Raw genomic sequence first — 12,273 nt, forward strand, 5'->3', positions numbered from 1 at the left:
GCCAGCGGTTGCCCGCCGGCGCCATCGTGTCCCTGTCTTGCGTGCTGCTTAGTTGCTGCTGAGGCGCGCCGTGCCGAACTTCATCGATTCGGTCTGCTGCAGCACCTGGTTGAGCTGTTCCGGCGAGGCGGCCTGCACCCACATGTAGGCCATGCGGCCGTCGGGCAGCTGCACCACGGTCTCGCGCGCCTGGACCTGCGTTCCGGCGATCTCGGTGCGGTACCAGGTGACCTCGCGGCCGTCGATGTTCACGCGTTCGGCGCGGTTGCCCCCCTTGGGCTTGAACGGCGCTTCCTTCGCAATGGTCATGCCGAACGCCTCGCTGCCGTCCTGCCGCAGTGCACGGCAGAAATCGGAATCGGCGCCGCCGCGATGTTCCCAGGTCAGCCCGGTATCGGCGGCGAGGTACGGGCAGGCGCCCGCGTCCTGGGCCGCAGCGGTGCCGGCGAGCGGCAGCAGTAGCGGCAAGAGCCAAACAGGCTTGTTCATGGCGTTCCCCCTGAGTTGCGATGTTAAGGGTCGGTGAAACGCAACCCTTGGGCCGACCATAGCGCTGTTTCAGGGACTTGACAAATTCCTGCGTTTCACATCTCTGAATCCGGCCTCAGTGCCGGTTGAAACCGTTTCTGTCGTAACGGTTCCTTTTGCGATCAATCACTTGGCGCCGGATCCGGCCCGTCCAGTCAGCGCTCTGGGAGCGGGATGAATTCGCTCTCGCCCGGCACTGCGCCAAACCGGCCGTCCAGCCAGTCCTGCTTGGCCTGCTCGATGCGCTCGGACGAGCTGGAGACGAAGTTCCACCACATGTGCCGCGGCGCATCCAGCGGCTCGCCGCCCAGCAGCATGGCCTTGAGCGGTGTTTTCGCCCGCAGGCGCGGTCGGGTGGCGGGATCGAGCACGATCAGGTGCTGCGCGGGAATATCGGCGCCGTCGAGTTGCGCCTCGCCCTCGAGCACGTACAGCGCGCGCTGCGCGTGGCCGTCGTCGAGGTCGAGCTGCGCGTCCGCATCGAGGTCGATCGCCACGTACAGCGTGTCGGCGAATACGCGTACCGGCGATTCCTCGCCGTAGCCGCGGCCGGCGACGATGCGCAACCACGCGCCGTCGCGACGCTGCTGCGGCAACGATGCCGCCGCGTGGTGGAAGAAGCCGGGTTCGGTTTCCTCGAAGCTGCGCGGTAGCGCCACCCAGGTCTGCAGGCCGTGCAGCGGATGCGGATGCTCGCGCAGTGCCGGCGGCGTGCGTTCGGAATGGGCGATGCCGCGGCCGGCGGTCATCCAGTTCACGTCGCCGGGTTCGATGTCCTGCACGCTGCCCAGCGTGTCGCGGTGGGTCATGCGGCCGGACCACAGGAACGTCACCGTGGCCAGGCCGATGTGCGGATGCGGGCGCACGTCGACGCCGCGGCCGGCTTCGAACATCGCCGGTCCCATGTGGTCGACGAATACGAATGGCCCGACCGAGCGCGCCTGGATCGACGGCACTGCGCGCCGCACCTGGAAGCCGCCGAGGTCGTGCACGCGCGGCGAAATGATCAGGGTCATGGCTGGATGCCTCCGGTAATGGCTTCGATTCGAAGGGTTGCGCGCGGCGTCGGGCCCGGATCGAGCGCGACCAGGTCGAGTTGCCAGCGGCCGAGCGTCGCCGATCGCGTGCGCTCGGTGTTCAGGGTGATGCGCACGGAGGGCGCGTTCCGGCCCGCGTAGGCGAACAGCACGTCGGCATCGCCGGCGCGGATGCACTGCACGTTGGCCGGGCAGCGCGAATCGTTGACGATGCCGAGGTAATGCAGGACCGATCCATCGGGCAACGCGGCGCGTTCATCGACGGCCAGCGAGTGCTCGCGCCCGGGCTGGATCCCGCCGCCGGCGGCGCAGGCGGACAGCAGCACGAGCATGCACAGGGCAAACGGGCGAACCATGGCGACTCCTGCATCGATGTCGCGGCAAGGCTAGCACTCCCTTCGTAATGCGGAAGGGCGCGCGCCTGCAACGATCCATCGCAACGCCTATTCGTCGCGTCGCGAGGCGAGGCGATCGGCCAGGCGCGTGGGTTCGGGCAGGCGGTAACCGGTGACGAAACGCATGACCATTTCCGGCGCCGTCGCCATCGCCACGCGATGGCCGGGCGAGACCACCAGCGGCAGGCAACCGGCCTTGCTGCGCAGCAGCCAGCCGATCTGTGCGCCCTTGTCGCGCAGCGTGGTGAAGGCGCCGCGCATGTCGTGCAGCGTCGTCGTGTTCTCGCCGACGAGGATCTTCTTGGCAACGCCGATGCTGGGCAGGTCGGTGGCGATGCCGAAGTGGGCGGCAATGCCGAGCCGGCGCGGATGCGCAATGCCCTGGCCATCGACGAAGACCAGGTCCGGCGTCACCGAGAGCAGGCACAGCGCTGCCAGCAACGCCGGCAGTTCGCGGAAGCTCAGCAGCCCCGGCACGTACGGCATCCGCTTCGGTAGGCGCACGAGCCGTGTTTCCAGGACCTGCAGGCTGTCGGCATCCAGCAGCACGGCCGCGGCGCGGGTGGTGGCGCCGTCGTCCTCGAAGCCGACATCGAAGCCGGCGACGGTGCGCAGCGGCTTGGGGAATGCATCCTTCAGGACGACCTGGCGCGCCAGGTCGTCCTGCACGGCGCGCAGCGCGGCGACGTCGCCGGTCCACTCGGGAACGGGTGCGAATGCCATCAGTAGCGCTCGTCGCGCAGCGTGGCGGCGCCGCGGGCGTCGATCGTGATGGTGAGGCGGCGGTCGAATTCGCCATCGCCCATCGGCGCGACCTCGCAAGCGCACAGCGCGGCGGCAATCGCCGGCGCGGTGTTGCTGTGGCCGACGACCAGCACGGTGCCGTCGCGATGGTCGTGGCGCAGCTGCACGGCGAACTCGCTGGCGGGGCGGCTGGCGTCGTACGTGGTCACGGCCAGCGCGTGCGCTTGCGCCGCGGGCGCGGCCGTCGCCTGCGTGCGCCGGTAGCCGGTCGCGTAGGCCGCGCGCAGCGGTGCGTCGCGCAGCGAAGCAGCCAGGGCCGTGGCCCGTGCCTGCCCCGCGGCGGACAGCGGCGGATCCTTGCTGCCGTCGTCGGCCTTTTCGGCGTGGCGCACGACGACGAAGCTGACGCGCTGGGTCGCTGCCGGCGCCGTCGCGCACCCGCCGAGGAGCGTTGCGAGGAGCAGCGCACCAGCAAGACGCGGGCGAATGAACGTGCGGAGCATGGCGGGTCCTGTCGTGGTCGCGTCGAGCTTACGCGTGTGCATGCTGCTGCGGCGGTGGCCGGCGGTCACGCGGCGCGATCCAGCATCGTCAGCAGTCCGCGTGCCGCGGCGACGCGCGATGCGGCGTCTGGCAGTTCCAGCTTCACCCGCAACTTGTCCGGTCCATCCATCTGGTAAAGCTTCGGTTGGCCTTGGATCAGCTTGATCACCGCCATCGGGTCCACCGACGGGCGTTCGACGAACTGCAGGCGTCCGCCCTTGTCGCCAAGGTCGAGCTTGCGGATGCCCAGCGCGGTCGACAACAGCTTCAGCTCGGCGATGGTGAACAGGTGCTTGGCCGCATCCGGCAACAGGCCGAAGCGGTCGATCATCTCCACCTGCAGTTCGCGCAGTTCCTCGGCGTCGCGCGCGCCGCTGATGCGCTTGTACAGGGTCAGGCGCGTGTGCACGTCCGGCAGGTAATCCTCCGGAATGAGCGCGGGCACGTGCAGCTCGACTTCCGCGCCGCGCGCGTGCGTGCCGTCGACATCGGGCAGTTCGCCGCGCTTGATCGAACGCACCGCGCGCTCCAGCAGCTCCGTGTACAGGCTGAAGCCGACCTCGGCCATCTGCCCGCTCTGGTCCTCGCCGAGCAGTTCGCCGGCGCCGCGGATCTCCAGGTCGTGCGTGGCGAGGGTGAAGCCGGCGCCGAGTTCGTCCATCGCCGCGATCGCATCCAGCCGCTTCTTCGCATCGGCGGTGATCGAACGCTGGTCCGGCACGACGAGATAGGCGTAGGCGCGATGGTGCGAACGACCGACGCGGCCACGCAGCTGGTGCAGCTGGGCCAGGCCGAAGCGGTCGGCGCGGTGGATGATGATGGTGTTGGCGTTGGGGATGTCGATGCCCGACTCGATGATGGTCGAGGCCAGCAACACGTTGAAGCGTTGCTTGTGGAAGTCGAGCATCACCCGTTCCAGCTCGCGCTCGGGCATCTGCCCATGGGCGATGCCGATGCGCGCCTCGGGCACGAGTTCCTCCAGCTGGCGCTGCATCCTCGCCATCTGTTCGACGTCGTTGTTGAGGAAATACACCTGGCCACCGCGCGCCAGTTCGCGCTGGAACGCCTCGCGCAGCTGCGCGTCGTCCCACGGCACCACGAAGGTCTGCACTGCGAGTCGATGCGCGGGTGGAGTAGCAATAATCGACAGGTCGCGCAGTCCGGCCATCGCCATGTTGAGCGTGCGCGGGATCGGCGTGGCGGTGAGCGTGACCAGGTGCACGTTGGCGCGCAGGGCCTTCAACGCTTCCTTCTGGCGCACGCCGAAGCGCTGTTCCTCGTCGACGATGACCAGGCCGAGGTCCTTGAAGCGCACGTCGCCCTGCAGCAGGCGGTGGGTGCCGACGATCACGTCGATCTGGCCTTCGGAGACCTTCTGCAGCTCGGTCTCGATTTCCTTCTTGCTCTTGAAACGCGACAGCACCTCGACCCTGATCGGCCAGTCGGCGAAGCGGTCGCGGAAATTGCGGTAGTGCTGTTCGGCCAGCAGCGTGGTCGGTACCAGCACGGCGACCTGCTTGCCGGCGGCGGCAGCGACGAAGGCCGCGCGCACTGCGACCTCGGTCTTGCCGAAGCCGACGTCGCCGCAGACCACGCGGTCCATCGGCTGCGAGGAGGCGAGGTCGCGGATCACCGACTCGATCGCGGCGTGCTGGTCGGGCGTCTCCTCGAACGGGAACGCCGCGGCGAACGGCTCGTACATCGCGCGGTCTACATCGAGTGCGAGGCCGGCGCGAGCCTGCCGCTTGGCCTGGATCTCCAGCAGTTCGGCGGCGACGTCGCGCACCTTCTCCGCGGCCTTGCGCTTGGCCTTGGTCCACGCTTCGCCGCCGAGCGAGTGCAGCGGCGCGGTTTCCGCCGACGCGCCCGAGTAGCGACTGATCAGGTGCAGCTGCGCGACCGGCACGTACAGGCGGTCGCCCTTGGCGTATTCGATCTCGAGGTATTCGCCGGGCATGCCGCCGGCTTCGAGCGTCATCAGGCCGCGATAACGGCCGACGCCGTGGTCCTCGTGCACGATCGGCGCGCCTTCGGTGAGCTCGCCGAGGTCGCGGATGATCGCTTCGGGCTCGCGGCCGGCGCGCTTGCGCCGGCGCGGCTGCGCGGCGCGTTCGGGGAACAGCTGGCGCTCGGTGAGGATCGCGAGTGCGGGATCGCTGAGGGCGAAGCCGTCTTCGAATGGCGCCACCGCGATCGCGAAACGTTCGGCGCTCGTCGCGAACGTGGTCCAGTCGGCGGCGACCACCGGGCGCAGTTCGGCCGCCTGCAGCAGTTCCAGCAAGGCCTCGCGTCGGCCCGGCGAATCCGCGGCGACCAGCACGCGCCCCGGATACGTACGCAGGAACGACTTCAAGGCCTCGGCCGGCTGCGCATCCTTCGCCGCGACCGGCAAGGCCGGCGCCGGCTGGTCGCCGAGCGCGGACGCGCGTTCGCGCTGCGGATGCGCTTCGCCGCAGACTTCGACGCGCTCGCCCTTGTTGAGGTGTTCGCGCAGCGCATCCGGCGACAGGTACAGCTCGGCCGGCGGCAGCAGCGGTCGTTCCAGGTCGTGGCGGCGCTGCTCGTAGCGCTCGGCGGTCTGCTTCCAGAAATGCTCGGCCGCCTCCAGCGCGCCATCGCCGATCACCGGCAGCGCATCGGCGAGGTAGTCGAACAGCGTCGCGGTCTTGTCGAAGAACAGCGGCAGGTAGTACTCGATGCCGGCGGGGGCGAGGCCGGCCTTGAGGTCCTGGTACAGCGCGCTGCGCCGGGTGTCGACGTCGAAGCGGTCGCGCAGGCTGTCGAGCGCGTGCTTCAGTGCGATCTCGTCCAGCGGCACCTCGCGGCCGGGCAGCAGGTGCACGGCGTCGATCTTGTCGAGCGAACGCTGCGACTCGGGATCGAACACGCGGATGGTCTCGATCTCGTCGTCGAGCAGTTCGACGCGGAACGGCGAGTCTGCGCCCATCGGATACACGTCGAGCAGGCCGCCGCGCACGGCGAAGTCGCCCGGGTCGAGCACCTGCGGCACGTGGCGGTAACCGGCGCCTTCGAGGCGGCGCTTCTCGGCGTCGAGGTCGAGGCGCTGGCCCACGCGCACGTCGAAGCTGCCTCCGACCACGTGCTTCAACGGCGCCAACCGCTGCAGCAGCGTCTGCACCGGCACCACCACGATGCCGCGCTTCAGCGTCGGCAGGCGGTGCAGAGCGGCCAGGCGTTGCGAAACGATATCCGGGTGCGGGCTGAACTGGTCGTAGGGCAGCGTTTCCCAGTCCGGGAACGGCAATACCGGCAAGGTTGCGTCGGCGCCCAGCAGCGTGCGCAGGTCGGACTCGAGCTGGTTCGCGCCGTGGTTGTCGCGCGCGATCGCCAGGATCGGGCCCGCGTGCGCCGCCGCCGCCGCGGCGATGTGGAAGGCGAGCGCCGACGGCGATGCCGGCGCGCGCCACCAGGCGCGCTGCTGGCTGGGCTTGGGCAGGGGCGGGGCGGGGAAGCGGTTAGCGGAATCGTTCATGGACACCGGCGCGACAAAACAACGGCAGCGCCGGACGCACGTCGGGCATCCAGCGCAAGGGCGCGCAGTTTACCGCGGGGCCGCAGGCCGGGCCGTCATCCGCAGGAGTCGTTGCGTTGCGGCACCGCAACGCTGCCATGCGTTGCGAGCCGCCAGGGTGTCATGCGTTGCGATGCCGCAACGCTTATTCGGCGGTGACCGGATCGATGATCGACTTCACTTCGGAAATGCGATCGGCCGGGAAGCCGCCTTGCCGCGCGTGCTCGCGGATCATCTCCTCGTCGGGGGAGATGTACACGCAATACACCTTGTCGCCGGTGACATAGCTGTGTTCCCACTGCAGATGGGGACCGAGCGCGTCGAGGACGCGGCACGAGCGTTGGGAGATGGCACGAAGTTCAGCGGGCGACAGCGCGCCGGCGCCGGGGATGTCGCGTTCGATGACGTAACGGGGCATGACGTCCACCTCCAGGGGAGGCAGCCAGGGCCGGACGCGGGTTGCGCACGGCGGGCCTCCCTGCAGCGAACTAACGTCCGTGCTGTGGCTGGACGGCCGCCCTCGGATCGGAAAGCAGGCGGGTCTGGTTGCGCGGCTTGAGTTCCAGCTTCACCCGCACCAGTCCCGGCGACTCCTGGCGGAACTCGCGCTGGAAGCCCAGCGACTGCGCCAGCGACAGCATCGGGCCGTTGTTCTCGAGCACGTCGCCGTACAGGCAATGCAGCTTCTTGCCCTTCGCCCACTTCACCAGTCGCGTCATCAGGTAGCGGCCGAGGCCCATCTGCTTGATGTAGCGGCTGACCAGGATCGCGAATTCGGCGTCGCGGCCGTTGTCGTCGATGGCCACGCGCGCCACCGCGCCGATCAGCGCTTCGCCCGGCGGCAGCGGCTCGGCGACGACCAGCGCGAACTCGGTGCGCGGATTGACGTGGGTGAGGCGTTCGGCGGTTTCCGGCGAGAGTTCCTTCACCGCGTGCAGGAAACGCTGGCGGATCTCGTCGGGTTCGAGCAGACCGAAGCCGGCACGCAGGGGTTCGCCATCCTCGGGACGGATGGGTCGGATCAGCACCTGCCGTCCGTTGGACAGCGTCAGGCGTTCATGCCAGGGCGGGAGGCGCTCGCGCGGGGGGGAAGCTCCTGTCATGGCCCCGATATTGGCACACTGCTCGTTCAGAACTTCATCACACCCGATCGGGTGGTCTTCACCGATATGAACGAGAAAGCGCTGCGCCAGCTCACCGCCGCCTGGCCGGGGGTGGAGGCCGGGACCAAGTGGGAGGACGACCTGGTCTTCACCGTCGCCGGCAAGATGTTCTGCGTGACCTGCCTGCGCGGGCCGCAGCAGGGTTCGATCAGCTTCAAGGTCGAGGACGAGCGCTTCCTCGAGTTCACCGGCCGGCCGGGCTTCATCCCCGCGCCCTACCTGGCGCGGGCGCACTGGGTGCAGATCGCTTCCGCCAAGCCGCTGCCGGCGACCGAGCTGCGCGAACTGATCCGCCGCAGCTACGAACTGGTGCGGGCGAAGCTGCCAAAGAAGACGCAGCGTGAGCTCGCCGATTAAAGCTGCGCCGACCGGACCCGCGAGCGGCGCTGCGCCGCATCCCTCCTTCGGCCAGGCGTTGCGCTTCTGGCTGCTGCTGGGTTGCATCAGCTTCGGCGGGCCGGCGGGGCAGATCGCGATCATGCACACCGAGCTGGTCGACAAGCGGCGCTGGATCGACGAGTCCGCGTTCCTGCGTGCGCTCAACTTCTGCATGTTGCTGCCCGGCCCCGAAGCGATGCAGCTGGCGACGTGGCTGGGCTGGCGCCTGCACGGCCTGCGCGGCGGCATCGCGGCGGGCGCGTTGTTCGTGCTGCCGGCGGCGGTGCTGATGGCACTGCTGAGCTGGGCCTACCTGCAGTGGCAATCGCTGCCGGCGATGGGCGGCGTGGTATTCGGGTTGCAGGCGGCGGTGCTGGGCATCGTCGCGCACGCGGCGCTGCGCATCGGTGGGCGGGTGTTGAAGACGCCGTTCTCCCTCGCGCTCGCCGGCATCGCGCTGTTCTCCGTAGCGGTGCTGAAGGTGCCGTTCCCGCTGCTGTTGCTGGCCGCCGCGGTCGCGGGCTGGTGGGCGTGGCGCCGGCATCCGCACTGGTTGCCGCAGGCGCCGGCTGCGGATGCCACGCATGTGCCCTTGCCGGCCGGCAGCCGCTGGCGCGCGCTGCGCATCGCCGCCGCCTGCGCGCTGTTGTGGTGCCTGCCCATCCTCGTGGTGGGGGGCTGGCTGGGTCGCGACAGCACCGCGTTCGCGCTGGGCAGCTTCTTCGCCCGGACCGCGCTGCTCACGCTGGGCGGTGCCTACGCCGTGCTGCCGTACGTCGCGCAACAGGCCGTCGAAGTGCAGGGCTGGCTGGCACCGGCGCAGATGATGACCGGGCTGGGCCTGGCCGAAACCACGCCCGGACCGCTGATCCTGGTGCTGGAGTTCGTCGGCTTCGCCGGCGGCTGGCAGCATCCGGACCTGGCCACGCCGCTGGCGTCGGGACTGCTCGGCGCCGCGGTGGCGGTGTGGGCGACGTTCCTGCCGAGTTTCCTGTTCGTGCTCGCCGCCGCGCCCTGGATCGAACGCATCGGCCGCTGGCCGCGCGCCAATGCCGTGCTGGCGGGCATCACCGCGGCGGTGGTCGGCGTGATCGCGCACCTGGTGCTGTGGTTCGGCTGGCGCCTGCTGTCGACGCAGGACTGGCGCGCAGGCGTGCTCGCGTTGCTGCTCGCGGCGCTGGTTCATGCCGGGCTGGCGCGCTGGCGTTGGCCGGTGGCGGCCATCGTGCCCGCGGCGGCGCTGGTGGGAGTCGTCGCGCAGGCGTTCGTGCCGATCGCGGCGTGAGCCCTGGACCCGTACGCGTCGAAACCGGCACGCGCCAAGGTAGACTCAGCCGGCTTTTCCGCTCGCACGACAAGGAACGAATGCATGGCCGGTGGTGGTGATTCGACCCGCGCGATTTTCTTCGCACTGGGTGCCAATTTCGCAATCGCGGTGTCCAAGGGCGTCGCGGCGTTCTTCACCGGTTCCAGCGCGATGCTGGCCGAGACCGTGCACTCGCTGGCCGACTGCGGCAACCAGCTGCTGCTCCTGCTGGGCATGCGCCAGGCCAAGCGGCCGCCGTCGCCGGACTATCCGCTCGGTTACGGCAAGGCGATCTACTTCTGGTCGTTCCTGGTGGCGCTGATGCTCTTCAGCGTCGGCGGCATGTTCTCGCTCTACGAGGGCATCCACAAACTGCAGCACCCCGAGCCGCTGAAGCAGTGGTGGTGGGCCGCCGGCGTGCTGGTGTTCGGCATCGTCGCCGAAGCGTTCTCGATGCGCGCGTGCATGCAGGAAGTGAACAAGGCGCGCGGTTCGCGCACGCTGTGGCAGTGGTTCCGGCAGAGCCGCCAGGCCGAGCTGGTGGTGATCTTCGGCGAGGACCTGGCCGCGTTGTTCGGCCTGGTGTTCGCGCTGGTCGCGGTGATCCTGTCGGTGGTCACCGGCAACCCGCTGTGGGACGCGATCGGCACCATCGCGATCGGCGCACTGCTGGTGGTGGTCGCCGTGTTCGTCGCGGTCGAGGTCAAGGCCATGCTGATCGGCCAGAGCGTCGATCCGCAGCGCGAGCAGGAGATGCGCCATTTCATCGAGGCGCGTGAGGAAGTCGGCCGCGTCATCAGCCTGATCACGCTGCAGCTGGGCAATGAAGTGATGGTGGCGATCCAGGCCGAGATGAGCGAACGCCAGACCGCCCACCACCTCGCCGAAGAGATCAACCGGGTCGAGCGCGCGTTCAAGGCGCAGTTCCCGGAAGTGCGCTGGAGCTTCTTCGAGCCGGACCTGAAGCCGCAGGTCTGATCGCGGCTCGTCAGCCGCAACCGGGCTGTTGCGTGCTCAGGCCGGCGCGCGCAGCCACTCCAGGTGCCACTGCGGCTTGCGTTCGCCGAGCGCTTCGGCGAGCGCGCGCAGTGCCGGTCCAAGTTTCTCGTCCAGCTGGAACGGCGCGTTGAGGATCAGCAGGCCGCTGCCGTTCATGAGCAGCGGCGAATCGTCGGGACGCACCAGCAGTTCCGCGACGAGCACGGACTTGGCCGGCAACGTGGCGGCGCGGCGGTAGAAGGACTGCAGCGAGCGGCGCAGCTTGATCGGGTACCACAGCACGTAGCAGCCCTGCGGCCAGCGGCCCAGGGCTTCGCGCAGCGCACTGAGCGCAGTGTCGAACTCTTCCAGCTGCGCCTCGTAGGGCGGATCGATCAGGACCAGGCCGCGACCGAACTTCGCTTCGCCCAGGCGCGGCGGCAGCAGCGCCTTCATCGCCGCGTAGCCGTCGCGCGCGTGCACGGCCATGCGCGCGTCGCCGGCGAAGTTGGCCTTGAGCTGCGCGGCTTCTTCCGGATGCAGTTCGCACGCGGCGATGCGGTCGTCGGCGCGCAGCGCGTGCGCCAGCAGCCACGGCGAACCGGGGTAGGCCATGCGGCCGTGTTCCTGGCGGCAGGCGCGCACCGCCTGCAGGTAACGCTGGATCAGCGGATTGGCGGGAGCCTCCGCGAGCAGCCGGCCGATGCCGTCTTCGGCCTCGCCGGTGCGCTGCGCCGAGTTGCTGTCGAGCGCGTACAGCCCGCGCCCGGCATGGGTGTCGAGCGCGAACAGCGGCGCCGGCTTGGCGGTGAGGGCGTCGCAGATCGCCAGTACGGCGACATGCTTGATCACGTCGGCATGGTTGCCGGCATGGAAGGCGTGGCGGTAATTCATGGGCATAGGGTAACGCCGCAGCGGGCCGTTGACCGCCGCGACGTGCTCTATGCTTGCCGGCACCGCCGCTTCCGTCCGCTTGCATGCCGCGCATCCTGCTCGTCGAAGACGAACCCGCCATCGCGCAGACCGTGCTGTACGCCCTGCGCACGGAAGGCTTCGAGGCGCGGCATTGCCTGACCGGCGGCGAGGCCCTGCAGCTTACCCGGGAGGGCGGCTTCGACCTGGCCGTGCTCGATGTCGGACTGCCGGACATCGGCGGCTTCGCCCTGTGCCGGGAGCTGCGTCGCATCGGTTCGGCCCGGGGCGGGGAGCTGCCGGTGATCTTCCTTACCGCGCACGACGCCGAGGCCGAACGCATCCTCGGCCTGGAGATCGGCGCTGACGATTACGTGACCAAGCCGTTCTCGCCGCGCGAACTGGTGGCGCGCGTGCGCGTGGTGCTGCGACGCGGGCAGGGCGGTGCCGGCGGCAGCAGTGCGGTCGCGGGATTCGAGCACGATGCCGACGGCCACCGCATCCGCTACCGCGGCCGCGCGCTCGACCTCACGCGCTACGAGTACGGCCTACTGGCGGCGCTGCTGCAGCGGCCAGGCGCGGTGCTGACCCGCGCGCAGCTGATGGACCGCGTCTGGGGTGATGCGCTGGACAGCGGCGACCGCACCATCGACACCCACATCAAGACCCTGCGGGCGAAGTTGCGCACGGTCGCGCCGGAACTGGATCCGATCCGCACGCATCGCGGATTGGGCTATTCGCTGGAATCGGCATGAGC

Annotated in this window: 13 protein-coding genes; 4 read left to right on the plus strand and 9 right to left on the minus strand. The window is 69.4% G+C overall.

Annotated features, from left to right (window positions below; all coding sequences use genetic code 11):
- Positions 1-48 precede the first annotated feature (48 nt).
- The 8 genes from H8B22_RS11505 to H8B22_RS11540 form a co-directional block, all read right to left on the minus strand.
- A complete protein-coding gene (locus tag H8B22_RS11505; RefSeq protein ID WP_187711557.1) occupies positions 49-489 on the minus strand; it encodes a hypothetical protein in 441 nt (146 codons plus the stop codon).
- A 194-nt stretch (positions 490-683) separates the two neighbouring features.
- Positions 684-1,544 carry a pirin family protein gene (locus tag H8B22_RS11510; RefSeq protein ID WP_187711558.1) on the minus strand — a complete coding sequence of 287 codons (861 nt, stop codon included), beginning with the start codon at positions 1,542-1,544 and terminating at the stop codon, positions 684-686.
- Positions 1,541-1,921, minus strand: coding sequence for a hypothetical protein (locus H8B22_RS11515; RefSeq protein WP_187711559.1), 381 nt, complete (start codon positions 1,919-1,921; stop codon positions 1,541-1,543). The genes H8B22_RS11510 and H8B22_RS11515 overlap by 4 nt, the downstream gene beginning before the upstream one ends.
- An 87-nt stretch (positions 1,922-2,008) precedes the next feature.
- The gene (gene nfi, locus H8B22_RS11520; protein WP_187711560.1) at positions 2,009-2,683 is read right to left on the minus strand and encodes a deoxyribonuclease V; all 675 of its coding nucleotides are present in this window, start codon (positions 2,681-2,683) and stop codon (positions 2,009-2,011) included.
- Positions 2,683-3,207, minus strand: coding sequence for a phosphoglycerate mutase family protein (locus tag H8B22_RS11525; RefSeq protein ID WP_187711561.1), 525 nt, complete (start codon positions 3,205-3,207; stop codon positions 2,683-2,685). The genes nfi and H8B22_RS11525 overlap by 1 nt, the downstream gene beginning before the upstream one ends.
- A 65-nt stretch (positions 3,208-3,272) precedes the next feature.
- Positions 3,273-6,740, minus strand: coding sequence for a transcription-repair coupling factor (gene mfd / locus H8B22_RS11530; RefSeq protein WP_187711562.1), 3,468 nt, complete (start codon positions 6,738-6,740; stop codon positions 3,273-3,275).
- 184 nt (positions 6,741-6,924) lie between these two features.
- Positions 6,925-7,197 carry a DUF4242 domain-containing protein gene (locus tag H8B22_RS11535; protein ID WP_187711563.1) on the minus strand — a complete coding sequence of 91 codons (273 nt, stop codon included), beginning with the start codon at positions 7,195-7,197 and terminating at the stop codon, positions 6,925-6,927.
- Between the two features lie 70 nt (positions 7,198-7,267).
- A complete protein-coding gene (locus H8B22_RS11540; RefSeq protein WP_187711564.1) occupies positions 7,268-7,882 on the minus strand; it encodes a GNAT family N-acetyltransferase in 615 nt (204 codons plus the stop codon).
- A 66-nt stretch (positions 7,883-7,948) separates the two neighbouring features.
- Between H8B22_RS11540 and H8B22_RS11545 the strand changes: the two genes are divergently transcribed.
- The 3 genes from H8B22_RS11545 (at position 7,949) to H8B22_RS11555 (ending at position 10,604) form a co-directional block, all read left to right on the plus strand.
- Positions 7,949-8,299: an MmcQ/YjbR family DNA-binding protein gene (locus tag H8B22_RS11545; RefSeq protein ID WP_187711565.1), complete on the plus strand. Its 351-nt coding sequence runs from the start codon at positions 7,949-7,951 to the stop codon at positions 8,297-8,299.
- Positions 8,283-9,605, plus strand: coding sequence for a chromate efflux transporter (gene chrA, locus H8B22_RS11550; RefSeq protein ID WP_208456893.1), 1,323 nt, complete (start codon positions 8,283-8,285; stop codon positions 9,603-9,605). Before H8B22_RS11545 ends, chrA begins: the two co-directional genes overlap by 17 nt.
- Positions 9,606-9,689: 84 nt before the next feature.
- Positions 9,690-10,604: a cation diffusion facilitator family transporter gene (locus H8B22_RS11555; protein WP_187711566.1), complete on the plus strand. Its 915-nt coding sequence runs from the start codon at positions 9,690-9,692 to the stop codon at positions 10,602-10,604.
- Positions 10,605-10,640: 36 nt separating this feature from the next.
- Here H8B22_RS11555 and H8B22_RS11560 read toward each other — a convergent pair whose 3' ends face one another.
- Positions 10,641-11,498 (minus strand): 23S rRNA (adenine(2030)-N(6))-methyltransferase RlmJ, encoded by an 858-nt coding sequence (locus H8B22_RS11560; RefSeq protein WP_187711567.1) that lies wholly within the window; start codon positions 11,496-11,498, stop codon positions 10,641-10,643.
- Between the two features lie 83 nt (positions 11,499-11,581).
- Here H8B22_RS11560 and creB point away from each other — a divergent pair, with 83 nt between their 5' ends.
- Positions 11,582-12,271: a two-component system response regulator CreB gene (creB, locus tag H8B22_RS11565; protein ID WP_187711568.1), complete on the plus strand. Its 690-nt coding sequence runs from the start codon at positions 11,582-11,584 to the stop codon at positions 12,269-12,271.
- Positions 12,272-12,273: the final 2 nt, after the last annotated feature.

It is taken from the genome of Lysobacter terrestris, from assembly GCF_014489475.1.
Lineage (GTDB): Bacteria > Pseudomonadota > Gammaproteobacteria > Xanthomonadales > Xanthomonadaceae > Agrilutibacter > Agrilutibacter terrestris.

Excerpts from the sequence above, each read along its gene's own strand:
- H8B22_RS11525 (WP_187711561.1), bottom strand. The coding sequence starts at position 3,207 with ATGCTCCGCACGTTCATTCGCCCGCGTCTTGCTGGTGCGCTGCTCCTC.
- mfd (WP_187711562.1), bottom strand. The coding sequence starts at position 6,740 with ATGAACGATTCCGCTAACCGCTTCCCCGCCCCGCCCCTGCCCAAGCCC.
- H8B22_RS11515 (WP_187711559.1), bottom strand. The coding sequence starts at position 1,921 with ATGGTTCGCCCGTTTGCCCTGTGCATGCTCGTGCTGCTGTCCGCCTGC.
- H8B22_RS11505 (WP_187711557.1), bottom strand. The coding sequence starts at position 489 with ATGAACAAGCCTGTTTGGCTCTTGCCGCTACTGCTGCCGCTCGCCGGC.
- H8B22_RS11535 (WP_187711563.1), bottom strand. The coding sequence starts at position 7,197 with ATGCCCCGTTACGTCATCGAACGCGACATCCCCGGCGCCGGCGCGCTG.
- H8B22_RS11555 (WP_187711566.1), top strand. The coding sequence starts at position 9,690 with ATGGCCGGTGGTGGTGATTCGACCCGCGCGATTTTCTTCGCACTGGGT.
- H8B22_RS11510 (WP_187711558.1), bottom strand. The coding sequence starts at position 1,544 with ATGACCCTGATCATTTCGCCGCGCGTGCACGACCTCGGCGGCTTCCAG.
- nfi (WP_187711560.1), bottom strand. The coding sequence starts at position 2,683 with ATGGCATTCGCACCCGTTCCCGAGTGGACCGGCGACGTCGCCGCGCTG.
- H8B22_RS11545 (WP_187711565.1), top strand. The coding sequence starts at position 7,949 with ATGAACGAGAAAGCGCTGCGCCAGCTCACCGCCGCCTGGCCGGGGGTG.
- H8B22_RS11540 (WP_187711564.1), bottom strand. The coding sequence starts at position 7,882 with ATGACAGGAGCTTCCCCCCCGCGCGAGCGCCTCCCGCCCTGGCATGAA.
- H8B22_RS11560 (WP_187711567.1), bottom strand. The coding sequence starts at position 11,498 with ATGAATTACCGCCACGCCTTCCATGCCGGCAACCATGCCGACGTGATC.
- creB (WP_187711568.1), top strand. The coding sequence starts at position 11,582 with ATGCCGCGCATCCTGCTCGTCGAAGACGAACCCGCCATCGCGCAGACC.